Here is a 20,230-nt window from a genome sequence, read left to right as displayed (position 1 = left end):
AACGACTACAGGCCAGACGACGCAGGTATGGCCTACTCATTCAGGTCGAGAAGCAAGCGGTTGTGCTTCTGGGTTTCCTCGATCAACTGGCCGAACGTGTGAACCCCTTTGCCCTCTAATAAGGGAAGCAGCTTTACCAACGCATCGGCAGTCGCCTGAGCGTCACCCAGAGCGGTATGGCGCAGCTCGGCAGGGATCGTGATTGACAGGCGATCGCACAGCGCATCCAGAGAGTGTTCTTCATTGGTGCCGAATACCACCGCCGAAAGAAGCACGGTATCCAGTACCGGGTGGGTCCACTCCACCTTCATCTCGGCCTGATACTTGCGCAGCAGACCGATATCGAAGGGCGCGTTATGGGCAACCAGAACCGCGTCCCGGGCAAAATGATGAAAGGCTTGCCCGACCTCGCCAATTCCGGGGGCACCGGCCACATCCTTATCCGTCACGTGATGGATTTTCGTGGAGGCTGGCGGGATCGCCCGGCCTGGGTTTACATAGGTGTTCAGCACCTCGCCTTCCACGATGCGGCCGTTCAGGACGCGCACCGCGCCCAGTTGCACGATGTCGTCTTTTTCCACCGAAAGGCCCGTTGTCTCGGTGTCAAATGGCACAAAGCAAAGCCGGGACAGAGGCGTGTCCTTGATGTCCTTTGTCTCTGCCGCGTTCATCAGATCGAAGTCGAACACCAACGGGCGCGCGGCGATATGTTCGCTATGGCCCGTATCCGCATCGATAAAGATCATGTGACCATCATCGCTGAGCGCCTTCAACCGGGCATCGAAACTGGTTTCGCGCGTCATATCATAAAGCTTGAAAGACACCTCGGTTTCGCTTTGCGACAAACGTTCCATCGCCTCAAGCACCTCTTCGGTGTCGAAGTAATCCGCCAAAGGCGCTTTCAGACGGGGTGGCGCAATCTGTGACAGAACGCCTGCGGCCTGCGCATCGTACAGCACGATCTCCTGCGCGGGGTTCAGAAGGATCGTGGCGATGGGGATCTCGGTCAGAAGGGCGGTGAGTTGTTCGCTTTCGGCCCTCAGACGTTGGGTTTCCCGCGCCACTTTGGCAGCGGTATCCATGACCGATGAGTTCACGGTCTGGCTCAATGCGTTGGCGGCTGGCGCCAGATCGCCAAGATAGCGCGCAGCGTCGGTGCTGACCTCGCTGTCAACACCGGAATGGGCGCGCAGCCGAAGGCCCGCAGACAGGGCGTTGATCGGTTTTGCGACGTTCTCATCGAACAAAAGCCAGATGCCCAGCGCAAGGCCGGTGTTCAGGAAGACGAAGACGATGAAGGCCGTGACAAAAGGAGCCGTCGGCAAATCAATCTCGGCCCGAGACCAGCCAAAGGCCATCGCCCCCCCAGCCAGCCCCGTTCCTGCAACTGCGAGAAAACAGAAGAACAGGAAAATGCGGAAGCGCAGGCTGAGTTTGGTGAACATGTCAGGTCTCGCACACGAGTTTTAGGATCGGATCGCCGTCAGGCATGGTTTGCCAGTCGGCATTGGCCACGGTGCCGTCATCGCCAAATTCGGCCCCGTCAATCAGCAAGGCCGAGCGCGCGCCCTTGCAATCAAACAGCATCGGGGCCTGATTGACCGGCGACCATCGGCCAAAGAAGTAAAGATCGGCCAGCCGTTGATCCGGCAGGTTGTCATTCCTGCGCGCGGTGCCTGTGTCCACGGCCACAAAGCGTTTGGTGTAGGGCCAGACTTGCGTCCACGGTCTGAGCCAGCTTTGTTCGTCCACGGTCATGGCGATCTCGACATCTTTGGGCAGACGCTCGGCCGTGCGGTCAAACCAGGTGTATTCATTGGAAATCGTCATGCCGATCATGCCTAAGCCAGCGGCCACCGGCATGATCCATTTGGGCAGGCGTCGGCCTGTGCTGATATTCAGCAGCATGGCGACCCCGGCGCAGGCGATCCCGGCAAAAACTGTGGCGATGAGTTCTATAAACATGATGTCACCCTAACGCACCTTTCCCCGATCCCACAGCCGATTGCATTGTCTTGATCACGACGAACGCATCGCGCAGATGGCTGCGCTCGAAATCGGACAGGACGGACGGATCGAGATAGTTGCCGGGCTTTTCGCCCGTTTTGATCTGGGTCGCCTGATGCTCAAGCCGCATGATGGCGATCACATCGTAGGCATCCAACAGGTCGGCGCCGCCGGATTTTGACAACACGCCCGCCTCGATTGCCGCCTCCAGCCGGGCGCGCGTGTTGACCGGGCGCAAACGGCCTTGCAGCGTATAAATCCGCCCCAGATCGACCACTGGCACCACGCCGTTATGTTTAAGGTCAAGCTGATTGCGGTGATCGCCCGAGCGGATCGTGGCAAGCCCGCGCAACAGCCCCAGGGGTGGCTGGTGCTTGAGCGAGTTCGAGATCATATGCGCCGTGAAGATCGAGTTCTTGGAGGCCGCCTTCAGCGTGTCCTTCTGCAAGTTTTCAAACAGGCTTTCATCCCCGCCGATGGGGCGCAGATCGAACATCACCGAGGCCAGCATTTGCGCCTCGGGATCGGGCTTGGCAATCCAGCCTTTGAAGTAATCCCGCCAGACCAGCAGAGGCTGGCACCAGCGCGGGTTGGTCGCCATCATGTCACCGGGGCAGTAGAAATACCCGCAGCGATCCAGCCCGTCGCTGACATATTTCGCAAGTTTCGCGAAATAGGGCATGTCGGCCTCGCGCACGTCGTCGGACAGGATCAGGCAGTTGTCCTGATCCGACACGCCCGTCTGTTCCTGACGTCCCTGGCTGCCGCAGGCCAGCCAGAGGTAAGGCACTGGCGGCGCGCCAAGGTCTTCCTCGGCAAGCGCCAAGAGGCGGCGTGTTGCGGTATCGGCGATATCCGTGATCAGCCGGGTGACAACCTCGTGCCGGTTGCCGGTTTCCACCAGTTGCACAAGCAGCTGCGGAATCTCGGCCGTGGCGCGGGCCATTTCGGTGGCGTCAGCTGCCTCGGCCACGCGGCCGACCAGATCAGCAGAGGACAGGGCCTGGGCGCGGGTCAGATCCGTTTGCGTGACGATACCAACCAGCCTGGACCCTTTCACGATCGGAACATGCCCGATGCCCCGCTCGACCATCATGTGCAGAACATCCGTTACCAAAGCCTTTGGCCCCAGCGTCAGCGGGTCTGCCGTCATGATCGACGAGACCGGCGCATCCGGATCCTTACCCTCGACGATCACCCGGCCCGTCATGTCCCGCAAGGTGACGATCCCACGAAACTGCTCGGGGTCGCTGATGCACACGGATGAAATGTGACGCTCGTGCATCTGGGCCGCCGCCTCGCGGATGGAGGTTTCGGGCGTGCAGGTCACCGGGTCACGCGTCATCAGCCGCTTGACCGGCATCGTGGTGAGGCCCTTGCCGTCCGAGCGGCCCGGATGGCGACGGTCAAAGAATTTGGCCGCTGGCGCATGGGCGTCGATCAATCCGAACAGAACCTCGGAGGGGACCACGATCATGGTCGCTTCCTTGGCCGTTACAGCCGTGCGGCTGGCGATTCCGCCCCGCAGCAGCGCGCGTTCTCCGAAGGAGTTTCGCGGGCCGAGGATGGACAGTTGAACGTCGGCCTCATCCGTAATCTCAACCTCGCCATCGGTGATGACATAGAGGCTGGAAATCTCATCCCCGACCGTGAAGATCGTCTCGCCGACCGCAAAGGTCTTGGCCTCACACGCCTCGGCGGTGGACGCAAGCATCGCATCCGGCAGGCTGTCATAGGGGTGTACCGAGGCAAGGAACTGGGTCAAATCCGCCGGAAGGGGCATAGTCAGAACTTTCTAATGATGTGTCCCGCCCACAGTGACGCGGACGGGACAAAAGTGGAATGCGGGGCGCTGCCGCAGGGACAGCGCCCGGCGTTCTGTTTAGTGGCCGTCCACTGCAGTGCCGGCACCACGCGGGATGCGTACACTTTCCACAAGATCCTTGATCTCTTGCGGGGTCTCTTTGGTCATACCCGAGACCACGTAGGCCACCGCGAAGTTGACCATCGCACCGATCGCACCGAACGAGGTGGATTTGATCGGGCCCAGCAGCGGGTTGGCATCCGTGAACGAATTGGTGTCCGGGATGAAGAACCAGCCCTTGTGCAGGAAGATGTAGAGCAGGGTAACCGCCAGACCGGCCAGCATACCTGCCACCGCGCCTACGTTGTTGATGCGGGTCGAGAAGATGCCCATCATCAGCGCAGGGAAGATCGAGGCCGCCGCAAGTCCGAAGGCCAGGGCCACGGTTTGCGCCGCAAATCCCGGTGGATTGAGGCCCAGAAGAACCGCCACCACAATCGCTGCTGCCATCGAGATACGGGCTGCCAGAAGCTCGTTTTTCTCAGACATGTTCGGTGTCAGCTGACCTTTGAGCAGGTCATGGCTCACCGCCGACGAGATCGCCAGAAGCAGACCCGCCGCCGTGGACAGGGCCGCCGCAAGGCCACCCGCCGCAACCAGGCCGATCACCCAGCCGGGAAGGCTTGCGATCTCGGGGTTGGCAAGAACAAGGATGTCACGATTGAACTTGGTCAGCTCGTTGCCTTCCCAGCCGTTCTCGGCTGCCTTGGCTTGGAGGTCTTCGTTCTTGTCGTTGTAGTACTGGATCTTGCCGTCGCCGTTCTTGTCTTCCCAATCCAGAAGGCCGGTTTTCTGCCATGTGGCCATCCAGGCGTATTCCGGACCGGTTTCGATCTGTTCAACGCTGACCGCAGGGGCATCTGTCCCATTGGGCCACATCAGTTCCGAGATGTTCAGCCGTGCCATGGCCCCCACAGCAGGCGCTGTCAGGTAGAGCAAAGCGATGAACACCAGCGTCCAGCCAGCCGACCAGCGGGCATCCGACACTTTGGGAACGGTGAAGAAGCGCATGATGACGTGGGGCAGACCCGCGGTCCCGATCATCAGCGACAGGGTGAAGAGCACCATGTTGATGGTCGAGCCATGCGCGGCTGTGTATTCCTTGAAGCCAAGGTCGGTCACGATAGCATCCAGCTTGGCCAGAAGCGGTTCGCCACTTTCAACGGTACCGAACAGACCCAGCGCCGGGATTGGATTGCCGGTCAGTTGCAGCGAGATAAAGACCGCCGGGATCGTGTAGGCGGTGATCAGAACGCAGTACTGCGCCACCTGGGTGTAGGTCACACCCTTCATGCCGCCGAACACGGCATAGGCAAACACCACACAGGAGCCGATCAGCAGGCCCCAGAAGGCGTCAATCTCAAGGAAGCGACCAAAGGCAATGCCCACGCCCTGCATCTGACCAATCACGTAGGTAATCGAGGCCACCAGCAGACAGATCACAGCCACCATACGTGCGGTGGGCGAGTAGAACCGATCGCCGATGAACTCGGATACGGTGAACTTGCCGAACTTGCGCAGGTAAGGTGCCAGCAGCAGAGCCAGAAGCACATAGCCGCCCGTCCAGCCCATCAGGAAGGACGAGTTGTCATAACCGGTGAACGCAATCAGGCCCGCCATCGAGATGAACGAAGCCGCTGACATCCAGTCGGCAGCGGTGGCCATCCCGTTGGTGACCGGGTGCACGCCGCGACCGGCAGCGTAGAATTCAGAGGTCGAACCCGCCCGGGCCCAAACCGCGATGCCGATGTAAAGCGCGAAGGATGCACCCACAAACAGCAGGTTAAGTGTAAACTGATCCATTGCTTTATTCCTCGTCCACGCCGTGTTCCTGATCGAGCTTGTTCATGCGCCAGGCGTAGAAGAAGATCAGGATCAGGAAGATGATGATCGACCCTTGCTGGGCGAACCAGAAGCCAAGGTCGGTACCGCCGACGGAGATGCCCGACAGCAGCGGGCGCAGGATGATCCCGAACCCGAATGAGACCAGTGCCCAAATGGCAAGGCTGATCAGGATGAGACGCACATTGGCGGACCAATAGGCGTTATTTTCATCGTTTTGAGACATGGGTTTCCTCCCTCAATATCTGTCCCTCTGACCCCGTTTGGGGGGTCTTGCGTTGATGCGCCCTATGCCGTGGCCTTGGACACAACAGCGCTTAAATCGGATGCGATCTTGTCAATCGCCCCCATCGCGTCGACGCGGCTCAGCGCATCGGCATTCTCGTAATAGGCAATCAGCGGCGCGGTCTGGGCGTGATAGGCCTGCAGACGCTGCGCCACGGTTTCGGCGTTGTCATCGGCCCGCCGTTTCATGTCGGTCGATCCGCATTTATCGCAGATGCCCGGCTTGGCCGTGGGCTTGAAGCTGTCGTGAAAGCCTTCCCCACACCCGCCACAGGTGAATCGGCCCGAGATGCGTTCGACCATGGCGGCATCCTCGACCTCAAGGCTGATCGCGGCGTTGATCTTTTGGCCGGTGCCTTTCAGCAGATCGTCCAGAGCCTCGGCCTGAACCGTGGTGCGCGGGAAGCCATCGAGGATGACGCCCTTGGCACAATCATTGTCACAAAGACGGTCGCGCAGGATCGCAATGACGATTTCGTCACTGACCAGATCGCCGGCTTCCATGACGGCCTTGGCGCGTTGCCCGGCCTCGGTCCCCGCAGCCACGGCAGCGCGCAAAAGATCACCTGTTGATAGCTGGACCAGCCCGTGTTGCTCTTCAAGCATACGGGCTTGCGTCCCCTTGCCTGCCCCCGGAGGGCCAAGCAGGATCAGGACCGGAGCGTCGGTTTGTGTCACCGCGGCGTCCATCATCCGCCCCTCCGGTTCATGCGGTTGTCGATCAGATCGTCCACCACCGACGGATCGGCGAGGGTCGAAGTGTCGCCCAACGCGCCAAAATCATCCTCGGCAATCTTGCGTAGGATGCGGCGCATGATCTTGCCTGAACGGGTTTTCGGCAGGCCGGGTGCCCACTGGATCAAGTCGGGCTTGGCAATCGGGCCGATCTCGGTACGCACCCAGGTTTCCAACTCTTTGCGCAGTTCATCCGAAGGTTCCTCGCCGTTCATCAGGGTCACATAGGCGTAGATCCCCTGCCCCTTGACGTCATGCGGATACCCGACCACTGCGCTTTCGGCGACTTTCACATGAGCAACCAGCGCGCTTTCGACCTCGGCCGTGCCCATCCGGTGGCCGGAAACGTTGATCACGTCGTCCACGCGGCCCGTGATCCAGTAATCGCCGTCGTCATCGCGGCGGCACCCGTCGCCCGAGAAATAGTAGCCTTTGTAATCGCTGAAGTAGGTCTTCTCAAACCGTTCATGGTCGCCCCAGACGGTGCGCATCTGACCGGGCCAGCTGTCCTTCATGCACAGAACGCCTTCGACGCCATTGCCCTCGATCACTTCGCCGCTCGTGGGCTCCAGCACGACAGGCTGCACGCCAAAGAAAGGAATTTGCGCAGCGCCGGGTTTCAACGCGGTCGCACCGGGCAGCGGGGTCAGCATATGACCGCCAGTCTCGGTCTGCCAGAACGTGTCGACGATGGGGCATTTGCCCTTGCCGACAACCTCGTTGTACCAATTCCATGCTTCCGGATTGATCGGCTCCCCAACGGAACCCAGCACCCGCAGGTCGGACAGGTCGTGCTTTTCAACCCAGTCATTGCCTGCGCCCATCAAGGCGCGAATGGCGGTCGGAGCCGTGTAAAACTGGTTGACCTTGTGCTTGGCGCAGACTTCCCAGAAACGGCCCGCATCGGGATAGGTCGGTACGCCTTCAAACATCACGGTCGTCGCACCATTCGCAAGCGGGCCGTAGACAATATAGCTGTGGCCCGTGACCCAGCCCACATCCGCGGTGCACCAGAAAACATCGCCTTCATGGTAATCAAACACGATCTCGTGGGTCATGGATGCATAAACCAGATAGCCCCCGGTCGTGTGCACCACGCCTTTGGGTTGCCCGGTCGAGCCGGAGGTATAGAGGATGAACAGCGGGTCTTCCGCGTTCATCTCTTCGACGGGGCACTCGTCCGATGCCTCGGCCATCATGGCGTTGCAATCATAATCGTGCTCGGTCCATGTGGTCTGTTCGCCGGTGCGTTTGACCACAAGGCATTTCACACCTTCCTTGCAATGCAGAAGAGCCGCATCCGTGTTGGATTTCAGCGGCGTTTTTCGTCCACCCCGGGGCGCGTGATCAGCGGTGATGACAACTTTCGCGTCACAACCATTGATCCGCGCGCCCAGAGCGTCCGGGGAGAAACCGGCAAAAACGATAGAATGAATGGCTCCGATCCGCGCACAGGCCAGCATGGCATAAGCGGCCTCGGGGATCATTGGCAGATAGATGACGACACGGTCGCCCTTCTCAACGCCCAAAGAGCGCAACACGTTGGCCATTTTACAGACGGATCCGTGGAGGTCGCGATAGGTGATATGCTGGGCCGCCTCTTTGGTCGGGTCATCCGGCTCCCAGATGATCGCGGTCTGATCGCCACGGGTTTCCAGATGACGGTCAATGCAGTTGGCTGAGACGTTCAGGGTGCCGTCCTCGAACCAGCGGATATCGATCTTGCCGGGCTCGAACGAGGTGTTCTTGATCTTGGTGAACGGCTTGATCCAGTCGATCCGCTTGCCATGCTCGCCCCAGAAAGCATCCGGGTCATTCACCGATGCGCTGTACATCTGCGTGTAGTCGCGGGCGCTGACATGTGGCTTGGGTGTTGTCGAATCCTCGGTGTTCATTGGCGTCCTCCTCACGCTGCACGAACTTTGATCCCCAAAACTGGGTAGATCGGTGCTTGACGCCGGAAAATACACAATTCTGTAGATTTTCGAGTAATCTATTGTCTTTGGTGAATTTTTTTGTGAATTTATCAATCAAAATCATCAGAAAAATGTAAATTATTTTACAATCTGGAATTTCTTCCAATGATTTCCGTAGGGTAACTTTGGCGTGATGATCCTTGGCACCCCATTTCGGCATACCAATGCATACAATATAGAGGCTGTATTGAGGATTTCCAGTTCTTCGGCACGGTGTCAGAGGGGTGGTGCCAACACACTTATACCGCGAATCGCACCCCGTAACCCGAGCTTTGGCGAGGTGTCAGTCGGCGACCTTAGTTGGCATGCACGGAACCATCTGGCACAGATGTGTGGGGGGGTCCGGCTTTGGCTCAGGGCCCAACGCCGCGCCCAGCTGCTCGCCAAAGCGAATTGCCAGCCAATCGCGAGGTCTGTAGACCGATCTACTATCGATCCCCTTACCCGCCCTTCAATCGCGCCAGCAAGACAACCTCGCTATCCGGTTTGATTGGCTGGAACCAGCTGTCGTTATAGATGCGTCCGTCGATGGCGACGGACACACCCCTTTTCAGCTGAGGGCGGATTGCCGGATATTTCTCCGACAATCCATCCAGCAGTTCGCGCAGGGTACTCGCCTCGATCTCGACCTCGGTTTTATCCTCGGTCGCGGCCGCAAGCGAGCCCCAGATGCGCACCTGCACCATGGCTTATTTCGACTGCATCGCCGCCAGAACCTTGGGCGGTGACATCGGCAGCTGGGCCATGCGCACACCGGCGGATTCCGAGACCGAGTTGGCAATCGCCGCCAGGGGCGGAACGATCGAGGTTTCACCCACGCCACGCACTCCGTAAGGGTGGCCCGGGTTCGGGATTTCCAGGATCACCGTGTCGATCATCGGCAGGTCTGACGCGACGGGAATGCGGTAATCCAGGAAGCCTGCGTTTTGCAACACGCCGTCCTCGCCATAGATATATTCCTCGTTCAGCGCCCAGCCGATGCCTTGCACGGCCCCGCCCTGAAACTGACCTTCCACATAGGCCGGGTGTACCGCCTTGCCAGCATCCTGAAACACGGTATAGCGCAGGATTTTCACCGCACCGGTGTCGGGGTCCACCTCGGTATCCACCATATGCGTGGCGAACGAGACCCCTGCCCCTTCGGGATTGGCCTCGTGATGGCCCGCAATCGGCCCGCCGGTGTTTGAAGCTGTCGCGGCGATTTCGGCCAGGGTCATTGGCGGGTGATCGCCCGCGTTGGGGCCCGCCGGTTTGGCGGCACCGTCTTCCCAAATCACGGCCTCTTCATCAATGCCCCAAACCATGGCGGCGCGCTTGCACATCTCACGCTTGGCAGCGCGGGCGGCTTCAATGGTGGCAAGGCCCACGGCAAAGGTCACACGGGAGCCATCGGTGACCTCGTTCTGACCAAGGCTGCCGGTGTCGGCCACGATGGTGCGCACCTTCTCATACGGGATGCCCAGCTCTTCGGCGGCCATCATCGACATGGACGCACGAGAACCACCAATATCGGGATTGCCTTCAGACACGGTGACCGTGCCATCGGGCGTGATGTTCAGCGACACGCAGGTGTCCCCGCCAAAGTTGAACCAGAACCCACACGCCACGCCGCGACCCTGATTAGGACCAAGCGGCGCTGTCCAGTGCGGATGGTCCTTGGCTTTGCGCAGTGTCGCCTCAAGGCCAATCGCCGGATAGGTCACGCCGTAGGAGGATTTCGTGCCCTCGCGTGCAGCGTTTTTCAGGCGCACTTCCAGAGGATCGAGGCCGAAGCCCTTGGCCAACTCATCAATCGCCGACTCCACGGCGAAGGCGGCCATCGGCGCGCCCGGTGCACGGTACGCGGCCTGTTTGGGACGGTTGGTGACAATGTCCCAGCCAACGGTTTTGACATGCTCCAGATCATAGGGCGCAAAGGCCGACATCGAGCCGAACTCGACGGGCGAGCCGGGATAGGCCCCGCCTTGATAGCGCAGTTCGGCCATCGCGCCGGTGATGCGGCCATCCTTGGTCATGCCAATGCGCACATCGACAGAAGACGAAGCTGTAGGCCCGGTGGCCCGCAGCACTTCGGACCGGCTCATCACCATTTTGACCGGGCGGCCTGATTTCTTGGACAGGGCCAATGCGACGGGTTCAAGGAACACTGTGGTTTTGCCGCCAAAGCCGCCACCAATCTCCGAAGCGGTGACGCGCAATTGGCCCTGCTCCATCCCGAAAATCGCGGCGCAGGTGTTGCGCACCATGTAATGACCTTGGGTGCAGCACCACAGATCGGCCTGCCCATCCGGACCCATCGAGGCCATGCAGGCATGGGGTTCGATATAGCCCTGGTGGGTGGCTTCGGTTTTGTAAGAGCGTTCCAGAACCTTGTCCGCTTTGGCCAGCCCGGCCTCGATATCGCCGTGACCAAACTCGAACCGCGAGATCACGTTGGGCGACATGCCCGCAGGCACCGTTTCATCGGTCCGCCCTTCATGCAGGACAGGAGCGTCGGCGGTGATCGCCTCATCCACATCCGTCACATGCGGCAGCACTTCATAGTCCACCTTGATCAGCTTGAGGGCGCGTTTGGCAATCGCCTCGGACGAGGCGGCAACCGCAGCGACAGCATGCCCGTCATAGAGCGCCTTTTCACGCGCCATGCAGTTATCAAGGATATCGGCGGTGAAATCATCGTCCTCAATCGGGTTGAAATCGGCACTGGTCACCACCGCGCGAACACCGGCCAAAGCCTCGGCTTCGGATGTGTCGATCGAGACGATCCGCGCATGGGCATGGGGGCTGCGCAATACGCGGCCAATCAGCATGCCCGGTGCTGTGATATCCGCACCAAACCGTGCGCGGCCAGTGACCTTGTCAATCCCGTCAGGGCGGTTGGGGCGGGTGCCGACAACCTTGAAGTCACGGGTCTGGGTGTCTGATTTGCTATCCAGGGCCATTACGATGCCTCCCGCATTTCTTCGGCTGCATCCATCACAGCGCGAATGATTTTATCATAGCCCGTGCAGCGGCACAGGTTTCCAGCCAGCCAATAGCGGGCCTCCTCCTCGGTCGGGTCGGGGTGGTGTTCCAGCAATGACTTGGCCGCCACCAGAAGGCCCGGGGTGCAGATGCCGCATTGCAGGGCGGCGTGTTCGATGAACTTGCGCTGCAGCGGGTGCAGGTTTTCGCCATCCGACATGCCTTCGATCGTGGCCACCTCGGCACCTTCCGCCTCGGCCCCTAGCACAAGACAGGAGCAGACCAGACGGCCATTCACGGTGACCGAACAGGCCCCGCAATCGCCGGTGCCACAGCCCTCTTTCGAGCCGGTCATGCCAAGACGGTCACGCAGAACGTCCAGCAGGGTTTCATCGGGCTCGCACAGGAATTCGGTGGGATCGCCGTTGATGGTTGTTGTGACGTGAACCTGGCTCATGACGCACCTCCTGCGCGCTTTTTGGCTATTTCGGCGGCCCGGCGGGCCAACACTCCGGCGACATGCACGCGGAACTCGACCGTGCCGCGTTTGTCGGAGATGGGTTTGGCAGCGGCCGAGGCGGCAGCGGCAAGGGCCTCCATCGCCGGCTCGTCCAGCTTGGTGCCGATGATGGCCTGCGCGGCCTCCTCCACCAGCAAAACAGTGGCAGCCACCGCACCAAGTGAGACACGCGCGTCGGTGCAGGTGCCAGCCTCATCCAGCGTCAGCGAGACACCGCAGCCAACCACGGCAATGTCCATTTCGGTGCGCGGAATGAACCGCAGATAGGCATCGGACGAGCGCGCGGGGCGCGCCGGCAGGAAGATCGAGGCAACCAGCTCGCCCTTGCCCAGCGAGGTTTTGCCCGGTGCAACGGGGATATCCTCGACCGGGACATCGCGGGTTCCATTCGGCCCGACGACGCGGGCGGTGGCTCCGGCAGCAACCATTGCAGGTACGCTGTCGGCAGCGGGCGAGGCGTTGCACAGGTTACCGACCATGGTGCAGCGACCCTGAATCTGGGTGGATCCGATCAGGTTCGTGCCTTCGACCACACCGGGCCAGTCAGCAACCAACCCCGAGTTCTCGCTCAGCTCGGCGCCAGAGACAGCAGCGCCGATGCGCCAGCCGCCGTCTTCCTGCGTGATCTGGCGCATTTCATCGATGCGCTTGATATCCACAATCGTTTCGGGATCCGCCATATCCGAGCGCATCCGAACAAGAAGGTCGGTGCCGCCTGCCAGGACCTTGGCATCGGGCTGATCAGCAAGAAGGGCCACGGCCTCTTCCACTGACTGAGGGGCTACATATTGCATGATGGCTTTCCATACTCCCAGGACTATCTGAGCAAGGCTTGCTGCAAGCCGTGACAGAGATCAATGTATTTTCTTATCTCCCCCTCCGGCGCCGGGTTACAGCCCCCAATCGGGGTACTTGATCTGCAGGCTCCGGTGGCTATCGTGACAAAGTGGATTGACTCGTTCCAGAAATCAATACATTCATTGAATGATTGTTCAATCACACTAGAGTTTGAAAGACCCTTTTGAAGAAAAATGACCGGGAATAAGTGGTTGCAACCTTAACCTGCAGCACATTCAACCGGCGGAAGAGGGCAAAATATCCAGCCAGATCATAGCGATCTGGCATCAACAGGGAGACGATAAGAATGGATGTACTCGACCAACTAGGATCAATGCGCGAAGGCAAGATGAGCCGACGCGCATTTACGCGTTCACTTCTGGCGGCAGGCGTTGCCGTGGCCACGGTTCCGGGCGCGACGCGCAAGGCGATGGCCGCCGAAGGTGATCAGGCGACCTATTTCACTTGGGGTGGCTATGACATCCCCGAACTGTTCGGCGAATATCAGGAGAAGAACGGTGAACTACCGAACTTCTCGATCTTTGGAGCCTCGGAAGAGGCACTCACGAAAATTCGCGGCGGTTTTGTCGTCGACGTATCCCATCCATGCAACCAAGCGCTGCCGCGCTGGGTGAATTCAGGTTTCTTCCAACCAATCGACACCGGGCGTCTGGCGCATGCCGGCGACGTGATGCCAGCATTGACTGACCTGCCCGGCAACGACGCTGGCGAAGGCAAGTTGAACATGATGCCGTTTGACTGGGGTCAAACGTCGATCACCTACCGGACCGACCTGTTCGAGCTGGAAGGCGAAGAAAGCTGGGATATGCTGTGGGATCAGCGCTATGCGGGCCGCCTTGGCAGCCTGGCCGCCGGGGCCGATGCCTGGTGGATCGGCGCGATCAAGGCCGGTGTTTCCTTTGATGAGCTGAACACCGACGAGGCATTTGAAAAAATCGCGGCCGTCATGCGTGAACAGCGTCCGCTGTTGCGCACCTATACCGACGACACCACAACGCTGGAACAGGCGCTTGCATCTGGCGAGATGGTCGCGGCCATGACATGGAACAGCTCGGCTGCCCTGTTGAAATCCGAAGGTGTTCCGGTTGCGTTTGCGCAGCCCAAAGAAGGCGCGCTGACCTGGGTCTGCGGCCTGATGATCCACAAGGACGCGCCCAATCTGGACCGCGCCTATGACGTGATCGACAGCCTGCTTTCCGTGGAAACCGGCAAGTTCATGATCAATGATTACGGCTATGGCCATTCCAATGCCAAGTCGTTCGAAGGGTTCGACGAAGAAATGCTCGCCGGTATCGGCCTCAGTTCCGACCCATTGAAAATCCTCAACGCCGGGCATTTCCAACAACCTCAGTCGCAGGAATGGGAAACCAAGATGAACGGCATGTTTGAGGAAATCAAAGCCGGCTTCTGATCCGTCCCTTTACCGCCCTGCCCCTTCGGGCGGGGCGGCCACATTGCCATCAAGAACACGTTTCGCCGAAAGGCATTCCAAAGGAAGGATCGGGGTTTTTCCCGAGCATAGTTCATGGCCGATCAAACCGCAGTAGCTCCGTCCAGCAGCCCCTCCACTCCGCCACGCGTGAATTGGTTTCAGCGCCAATTGCACAAGTCCGAGTCTTTTCGCGGCTACACGCTCTTGTCGCCGGCGCTGATATTCCTCGGAATCGCAATCCTAGTCCCTTTCGCCATTCTGGTGGTGATGAGCTTCTGGACAACAGCCGGGTTCGACTTCAACCGCGAACTGACCACTCATAATTACGAGCAGATCGCCGAACGTCCGATCTATCTGGCGCTCTTGTGGCGCTCGCTGTGGATTTCCACGATTGCCACAGTCGCCACCGTGATCCTGTGTTATCCGATGGCCTATTACGTCGCCTTCCACGTCCATCGCAACAAGATGATGTGGATCGTGCTGATGACACTTCCTTTCTGGACCTCCTATCTGCTGCGCGTCTTCGCGTGGAAGGTTGTGCTGGGCTATGAGGGCGTGATCAATTCCGGGCTGATATGGGCGGGGTGGATCGAAGCCCCTCTGGAGTTTCTGCTCTACAGCCCTTCGGCGGTGATCATTACGCTGGCCCATGCCTGGGCGGCCTTTGCGATCCTGCCGCTTTACGTTTCGCTGGAAAAGATCGACAAATCGCTGCTAGAGGCCGCAACCGATCTGGGCGACGGGCCGGTGCGCCGGTTCTTCCGCATCACCTTTCCGCTGTCGATGCCCGGTGTGATCTCCGCCTCGATCCTGATCTTCATCCCGACCACGGGCGACTATATCACCCCGGCGCTGCTGGGTGGGCCTGATGGCATGATGATCGGCAACCTCATTCAGGCACAGTTCGGCCCGGTCAACAACTGGCCCATGGGAGCCGCCCTCTCAATCGTCCTGATGCTCACCATCGCGGCCATTTCCGTGGCCTTCATCCTGGTCACCTTCTTTGTCAGAAAGCGGATCACCTGATGTCAGACTCGTATATCAACAAACCAAACCGCCCGCTGCAGCTCTATGCGATCATCTTTCTGATCTTCCTCTATGTGCCGGTTCTGTTCCTGCCGCTCTTCAGCTTCAATGACAGCATCTATGTGCGCTTCCCGATGGAGGGATTCACGCTGCAGTGGTATCGCGAGTTGATGGGCCGTGAGGCGGTCTGGGCCGCGCTGATGAACAGCTTCAAGGTCGGGATCACAGCCTCGATCATCGCCACCGCTCTGGGTATCTTCGGGGCCAAGGCGATCACGCGGTACCGCTTCCGCGGCAAGGGACCGATCGTGACTTTCATCATGTTGCCGCTGGTGGTGCCGCTGATCATTTTCGGCGTGGCCCTGCTGGTGCTGATGACCTCCATCGGCATCCCGCTCTCGCTCTACACCGTGACCATTGGTCACCTGATCATCTGCATTCCCTTCGCCATTGCGGTGCTGCTGCCGCGCTTTGAAGGCTTCGATGCCTCCATCGAAGAAGCCAGCGCCGATCTTGGTGAAAACGCGTGGTGGACATTCTGGCGGGTCACCCTGCCGATGATTTTCCCGGGCGTCGTGGCAAGCCTTCTGCTGTGCTTTACCGTCTCGTTCGATGAATTCATCCTGGCGTTCTTCCTCAATGGAACCGAAGCCACCCTGCCAATGTACATCTGGGGCCAACTGCGCTTCCCGCAGGAATTCCCCTCTGTTCTGGCCCTGTCCTCGATGATCATCGCCGCATCGTTCATCATCGTGTTCTTCGGCCAGTGGATCAACCGCGATGCCAGCATCTCCTCTATTGAAGGTGGAAAATAACAATGAGCCACGACGATTTCATCTCCATCCGCGACGTCCAGAAATACTTTGGATCGTTTCAGGCCATCGAGAACATCACGATGGATATTGGCCATGGCGAGTTCTTTTCTCTGCTTGGCGCTTCGGGCTGCGGCAAGACCACCTTGCTGCGGATGCTGGCCGGGTTTGAAAGCCCGACATCAGGCGAGATCTATATCGACGGTCAGCCGATGTCAGAGGTGCCGCCGCATATGCGCCCCGTAAACATGGTCTTCCAAAGCTATGCGATTTTCCCGCATCTCAACGTGCGCGACAACATCGCCTATGGGCTGCGCAAGCGCAAATTGCCCAAAACTGAGGTCAACAAGATGGTCGACGAGATGCTCGATCTGATCTCGTTGCCCGATTACGGGGATCGCAAGGCCAATCAGCTGTCCGGTGGTCAGCGCCAACGGATCGCCCTGGCCCGCGCACTGATCCTGAAACCCAAGGTGCTGCTGCTGGACGAGCCGCTGGGCGCGCTGGACAAGCAGCTGCGCGAACAGATGCAGCTGGAATTGCGCGCGCTGCAACGGGCCGTGGGCATTACCTTCGTCTTCGTGACCCACGATCAGGAAGAGGCGATGACCCTGTCGGATCGCATTGCAGTCATGGCCAATGGCCGGGTGATGCAGCTGGACTCCCCCGGTGGCCTCTATGAATCGCCCAACTCGCGCGATGTCGCATCCTTCATTGGGACGATGAATTTCTTCGACGGTGTCGTCAAAGAGCATAAGGGGGCCGACCTGACCATCGAGGCGCAAGGCATCGGCACGGTCGCGGCCAACACCCGGAATGGTCCGTTCCAGACCGGCGATAAGGTTCAGGTGGCGATCCGGCCCGAAAAGCTGAAGCTGACAACCGAGCGCCCGGAAGGCGCGACCTATACGGCGCAGGGCAAGGTCGAGAACATGGCCTATCTGGGCGAACGCAGCCATTTCCAGGTGGGTATGGACGGGGTGGAGGGCCATATTGCGGTCTCATCCCAGAATGACCGCCCCGGGGCACAGCCCTTTGCCATGGACAGCCCTGTCTGGCTGCAATGGGAAAATGACGCGTTGGTCGTGCTGCGCCGCTGAAGATCCGCGAAAGGCCCGCTAAAGCGGGCATGATGCCTTAACAACTGAAAGCAAAGACAGATGCCTGACCTCAATACCAAGGCGCAAGGGGAGCAAAAACTGCCCCCGCGCACCGCTCCGAAGGAGACGCGGCGCCTGCAGTTGATCGAGGCCACAATCGAGTCGATCGCCAAGCATGGCATTTCAGGGACAACGATGAAAACCGTGACCGGAATCGCCGGGCTGTCGATGGGCATCGTCAACTTTCATTTTCAAAATAAAGACACGCTTTTTGGCGAAACCCTGCGTTATCTGGCCGAAGAACATCGCAACCTTTGGAGCGAGGGCATAAGAGAGGCCTCGCTCAGCCCGAAAGACAAGCTGATGGCGATTATCGAAGCGCATTTCGATCCGAGGATCTGCAACCGTAAGAAACTGACCGTGTGGTACAATTTCTACGGCGAGGCCGCCAATCGTGCCGCTTACCGGCAAATCATGGCCGATATCGACGACGAGCGCTGGCAGGCGACAACCAACATCTGTCGCGAAGTGATCGCAGATGGCGGTTATGCCGGGTTGGACCCTGCGGACATCACGAACACAATCGAGGGATTGTCAGACGGTTTTTGCCTGAACATCCTGCTCTATCCTGATGATTTCAATCGCGAAACTGCTATTCAGCGTGTTTGCGGCGTATTGGCGGGGTTCTTCCCTGAACATTTTCTCCCGGTTGCCCGCCTGTAGCAACTAACGCCGTAGGTGTCAGCTATGTCGCGCGATCCTCGTTATGATATCTTGTTTGAACCGGTTAAAATCGGCCCCGTCACGGCGCGGAACCGGTTCTACCAGGTGCCCCATTGCAATGGCATGGGGCGCAGTTACCCCAGTTCGATGGCCGCGATGCGCCGCACCAAGGCCGAGGGCGGCTGGGCGGTTGTGTGCACTGAAGAGATCGAAATCCATCACAGTGCGGATCATTCGCCGTGGATGGGCGGACGCCTTTGGGACGAGCGCGACATTCCGTATCACGCCCGCATGTGCGACGGCATTCACGAGTTTGACAGCCTCGCCGGGGCCGAGCTGAACTATGCGGGGTTCATGGCCGCCAACCGCTATTGCCGCCTGCCGCCGATGGGTCCGTCCCACATGCCTGTGGCCACGACCGACCCGCTGCAATCGCGGGCCATGGATAAGGAAGACATCCGCAACCTGCGCCGCTGGCACCGTGATGCTGCCTTGCGGGCCAAACAGGCAGGGTATGACCTGATCTATGTCTATGCCGGTCATCACCTAAGTGTGTTTTCGCATTTCCTGTCGCGCTATCGCAATGAGCGCACGGATGAATATGGCGGCTCGCTAGAGAACCGCGCGCGGCTGTTCCGCGAGGTTCTGGCCGACACAAAGAATGCTGTGGGAGACAGCTGTGCGGTGGCCATTCGTCTGGCGGTTGACGAGTTGATGGGCCCGGACGGGTTTACATCCGAGGGCGAAGGCCGCGAGTTGATTGAAATGATGGCCGAAGACCCAGACCTGTGGGATGTGAACGTCTCGGGCTGGGAAAATGACAGTGCCACATCCCGGTTTAAAGCATCGGGTTTTCAGGACGATTACGTCGCCTTCGTCAAATCCGTGACCACCAAGCCGGTTGTGGGCGTGGGGCGCTATACGTCGCCCGATGCGATGGTCTCGCTGATCAAGGGGGGCAAGCTGGACTTCATTGGGGCCGCACGTCCCTCCATCGCCGATCCCTTCCTGCCCAAGAAAATCGAAGAAGGGCGGATCGAGGATATCCGCGAGTGCATCGGCTGTAACATCTGCGTGTCGGGCGATCACAGCTTTACCCCGATCCGATGCACCCAGAACCCGACCATGGGGGAGGAATGGCGGCATGGCTGGCACCCGGAACGCATTGCGCCCAAGACAGCGGATGAAAGCGTTCTGATTATCGGTGCCGGACCGGCGGGCATGGAAGCGGCGCGCGCTTTGGGCCTGCGCGGGTACAAGGTGACGCTGGCCGACAGGTCGGAGGAACTGGGCGGGCGTATGGTTGCCGAACGCCGTCTGCCTGGCCTTGCCGAATGGGGCCGCGTGATTGACTATCGCGCCTATCAGATCAGCCAGATGGTCAATGTTGACGCGTATCTTGAAAGCGAGATGAGCGCCGAGATGGTGCCGGATTTCGACGCGGATCATGTGGTGATCGCCACCGGCGCGCATTGGCGTCTGGATGGCACAGGTCGCGCGAACCCGACAGGGTTTGGCACCCTTGAAAGCCAGATGATCCTGTCGCCCGAGGCGGTGATGGCTGGCACTGTGCCGGATGGCCCGGTCGTGATCTTCGATGATGATCACTATTACATGGGCGGTGCACTGGCCGAGAAACTGCGCCTGGCCGGGGCCGAGGTGACGCTGGTCACTCCTTCCACCGCGGTCAGCGAATGGACCCATAACACGCTGGAACAACACATCATTCAGGCCAAGCTGATGGAGATGGGCGTGCAGATCGTGCTGAGCCATAACATCGCCCAGATCAATGCCGGTGAGGCGGTTCTGGAATGTGGGTATACCGGGGCCACGCGCGCCCTACCCTGCGCTGCCGTTGTCCCTGTCACCATGCGCCTACCCGATGATGCGCTTTACACCGCTCTTGAGGCGCAAGACCTGCCCTCGCTCACCCGGATCGGGGATGCGCTGGCCCCCAGCACGATTGCCGCCGCCGTTTACAGCGGTCACCGCTATGCTCAGGAACTGGGCCAGACCATCGGCGACAGGGCACCCTTCCGCCGCGAACTGATCAACCTTTCCGAAGATTTCCCGCAAGGACACTGAC

17 protein-coding genes are annotated in these 20,230 nt (G+C 59.7%); 6 read left to right on the top strand and 11 right to left on the bottom strand.

Going from position 1 to position 20,230, the window contains the following annotated elements; all coding sequences use genetic code 11:
* Positions 1-32: 32 nt before the first annotated feature.
* The 11 genes from V6N02_RS00355 to V6N02_RS00305 form a co-directional block, all read right to left on the bottom strand.
* Entirely contained in the window at positions 33-1,445 is a 1,413-nt protein-coding gene (locus V6N02_RS00355) for an exonuclease domain-containing protein (RefSeq protein WP_371223153.1), read from the bottom strand.
* A 1-nt stretch (position 1,446) separates the two neighbouring features.
* The gene (locus tag V6N02_RS00350) at positions 1,447-1,965 is read right to left on the bottom strand and encodes a hypothetical protein (RefSeq protein ID WP_371223151.1); all 519 of its coding nucleotides are present in this window, start codon (positions 1,963-1,965) and stop codon (positions 1,447-1,449) included.
* A gap of 4 nt (positions 1,966-1,969) precedes the next feature.
* Positions 1,970-3,790 (bottom strand): DUF294 nucleotidyltransferase-like domain-containing protein, encoded by a 1,821-nt coding sequence (locus V6N02_RS00345; RefSeq protein WP_371223149.1) that lies wholly within the window; start codon positions 3,788-3,790, stop codon positions 1,970-1,972.
* Between the two features lie 99 nt (positions 3,791-3,889).
* Entirely contained in the window at positions 3,890-5,674 is a 1,785-nt protein-coding gene (locus tag V6N02_RS00340; RefSeq protein ID WP_371223147.1) for a sodium:solute symporter family protein, read from the bottom strand.
* Between the two features lie 4 nt (positions 5,675-5,678).
* Positions 5,679-5,939, bottom strand: a complete 261-nt coding sequence (locus V6N02_RS00335) for a DUF4212 domain-containing protein (RefSeq protein ID WP_371223145.1) — start codon at positions 5,937-5,939, stop codon at positions 5,679-5,681.
* Positions 5,940-6,001: 62 nt separating this feature from the next.
* Entirely contained in the window at positions 6,002-6,688 is a 687-nt protein-coding gene (locus tag V6N02_RS00330; RefSeq protein WP_371224551.1) for an adenylate kinase, read from the bottom strand.
* On the bottom strand, positions 6,688-8,628 hold the full coding sequence (gene acs, locus V6N02_RS00325; protein WP_371223143.1) for an acetate--CoA ligase: 1,941 nt from the start codon (positions 8,626-8,628) through the stop codon (positions 6,688-6,690). The genes V6N02_RS00330 and acs overlap by 1 nt, the downstream gene beginning before the upstream one ends.
* A gap of 521 nt (positions 8,629-9,149) precedes the next feature.
* Positions 9,150-9,395 (bottom strand): MoaD/ThiS family protein, encoded by a 246-nt coding sequence (locus V6N02_RS00320; protein ID WP_371223141.1) that lies wholly within the window; start codon positions 9,393-9,395, stop codon positions 9,150-9,152.
* A 3-nt stretch (positions 9,396-9,398) separates the two neighbouring features.
* Entirely contained in the window at positions 9,399-11,651 is a 2,253-nt protein-coding gene (locus V6N02_RS00315; protein ID WP_371223139.1) for a xanthine dehydrogenase family protein molybdopterin-binding subunit, read from the bottom strand.
* Positions 11,651-12,130, bottom strand: coding sequence for a (2Fe-2S)-binding protein (locus V6N02_RS00310; protein WP_371223137.1), 480 nt, complete (start codon positions 12,128-12,130; stop codon positions 11,651-11,653). The genes V6N02_RS00315 and V6N02_RS00310 overlap by 1 nt, the downstream gene beginning before the upstream one ends.
* Complete coding sequence (locus V6N02_RS00305) at positions 12,127-12,987, bottom strand: FAD binding domain-containing protein (protein WP_371223135.1); 861 nt, start codon at positions 12,985-12,987, stop codon at positions 12,127-12,129. Before V6N02_RS00305 ends, V6N02_RS00310 begins: the two co-directional genes overlap by 4 nt.
* Before the next feature lie 350 nt (positions 12,988-13,337).
* Here V6N02_RS00305 and V6N02_RS00300 point away from each other — a divergent pair, with 350 nt between their 5' ends.
* From V6N02_RS00300 to V6N02_RS00275, 6 genes are all read left to right on the top strand, one after another.
* On the top strand, positions 13,338-14,462 hold the full coding sequence (locus tag V6N02_RS00300; RefSeq protein ID WP_371223133.1) for an ABC transporter substrate-binding protein: 1,125 nt from the start codon (positions 13,338-13,340) through the stop codon (positions 14,460-14,462).
* Positions 14,463-14,576: 114 nt separating this feature from the next.
* Positions 14,577-15,509: an ABC transporter permease gene (locus V6N02_RS00295; protein ID WP_371223131.1), complete on the top strand. Its 933-nt coding sequence runs from the start codon at positions 14,577-14,579 to the stop codon at positions 15,507-15,509.
* Positions 15,509-16,324, top strand: a complete 816-nt coding sequence (locus tag V6N02_RS00290; RefSeq protein ID WP_371223129.1) for an ABC transporter permease — start codon at positions 15,509-15,511, stop codon at positions 16,322-16,324. The genes V6N02_RS00295 and V6N02_RS00290 overlap by 1 nt, the downstream gene beginning before the upstream one ends.
* 2 nt (positions 16,325-16,326) lie before the next feature.
* Complete coding sequence (locus V6N02_RS00285; RefSeq protein WP_371223127.1) at positions 16,327-17,421, top strand: ABC transporter ATP-binding protein; 1,095 nt, start codon at positions 16,327-16,329, stop codon at positions 17,419-17,421.
* Positions 17,422-17,481: 60 nt separating this feature from the next.
* Entirely contained in the window at positions 17,482-18,144 is a 663-nt protein-coding gene (locus tag V6N02_RS00280) for a TetR family transcriptional regulator C-terminal domain-containing protein (protein WP_371223125.1), read from the top strand.
* Positions 18,145-18,168: 24 nt separating this feature from the next.
* Complete coding sequence (locus tag V6N02_RS00275; RefSeq protein ID WP_371223123.1) at positions 18,169-20,229, top strand: oxidoreductase; 2,061 nt, start codon at positions 18,169-18,171, stop codon at positions 20,227-20,229.
* Position 20,230 lies beyond the last annotated feature (1 nt).

The sequence above is a fragment of the Roseovarius conchicola genome (assembly GCF_041403425.1).
Classification (GTDB): Bacteria; Pseudomonadota; Alphaproteobacteria; order Rhodobacterales; family Rhodobacteraceae; genus Roseovarius; species Roseovarius conchicola.
Note: the sequence above shows the minus strand (reverse complement) of the source record. Positions and strands in the feature narration are given on the sequence as shown.

Coding starts and splice junctions, on each gene's coding strand:
- V6N02_RS00310 (WP_371223137.1), bottom strand. CDS start 12,130: ATGAGCCAGGTTCACGTCACAACAACCATCAACGGCGATCCCACCGAA.
- V6N02_RS00320 (WP_371223141.1), bottom strand. CDS start 9,395: ATGGTGCAGGTGCGCATCTGGGGCTCGCTTGCGGCCGCGACCGAGGAT.
- V6N02_RS00315 (WP_371223139.1), bottom strand. CDS start 11,651: ATGGCCCTGGATAGCAAATCAGACACCCAGACCCGTGACTTCAAGGTT.
- V6N02_RS00330 (WP_371224551.1), bottom strand. CDS start 6,688: ATGGACGCCGCGGTGACACAAACCGACGCTCCGGTCCTGATCCTGCTT.
- V6N02_RS00275 (WP_371223123.1), top strand. CDS start 18,169: ATGTCGCGCGATCCTCGTTATGATATCTTGTTTGAACCGGTTAAAATC.
- V6N02_RS00300 (WP_371223133.1), top strand. CDS start 13,338: ATGGATGTACTCGACCAACTAGGATCAATGCGCGAAGGCAAGATGAGC.
- V6N02_RS00350 (WP_371223151.1), bottom strand. CDS start 1,965: ATGTTTATAGAACTCATCGCCACAGTTTTTGCCGGGATCGCCTGCGCC.
- V6N02_RS00335 (WP_371223145.1), bottom strand. CDS start 5,939: ATGTCTCAAAACGATGAAAATAACGCCTATTGGTCCGCCAATGTGCGT.
- V6N02_RS00295 (WP_371223131.1), top strand. CDS start 14,577: ATGGCCGATCAAACCGCAGTAGCTCCGTCCAGCAGCCCCTCCACTCCG.
- acs (WP_371223143.1), bottom strand. CDS start 8,628: ATGAACACCGAGGATTCGACAACACCCAAGCCACATGTCAGCGCCCGC.
- V6N02_RS00345 (WP_371223149.1), bottom strand. CDS start 3,790: ATGCCCCTTCCGGCGGATTTGACCCAGTTCCTTGCCTCGGTACACCCC.
- V6N02_RS00355 (WP_371223153.1), bottom strand. CDS start 1,445: ATGTTCACCAAACTCAGCCTGCGCTTCCGCATTTTCCTGTTCTTCTGT.
- V6N02_RS00280 (WP_371223125.1), top strand. CDS start 17,482: ATGCCTGACCTCAATACCAAGGCGCAAGGGGAGCAAAAACTGCCCCCG.
- V6N02_RS00285 (WP_371223127.1), top strand. CDS start 16,327: ATGAGCCACGACGATTTCATCTCCATCCGCGACGTCCAGAAATACTTT.
- V6N02_RS00305 (WP_371223135.1), bottom strand. CDS start 12,987: ATGCAATATGTAGCCCCTCAGTCAGTGGAAGAGGCCGTGGCCCTTCTT.
- V6N02_RS00290 (WP_371223129.1), top strand. CDS start 15,509: ATGTCAGACTCGTATATCAACAAACCAAACCGCCCGCTGCAGCTCTAT.
- V6N02_RS00340 (WP_371223147.1), bottom strand. CDS start 5,674: ATGGATCAGTTTACACTTAACCTGCTGTTTGTGGGTGCATCCTTCGCG.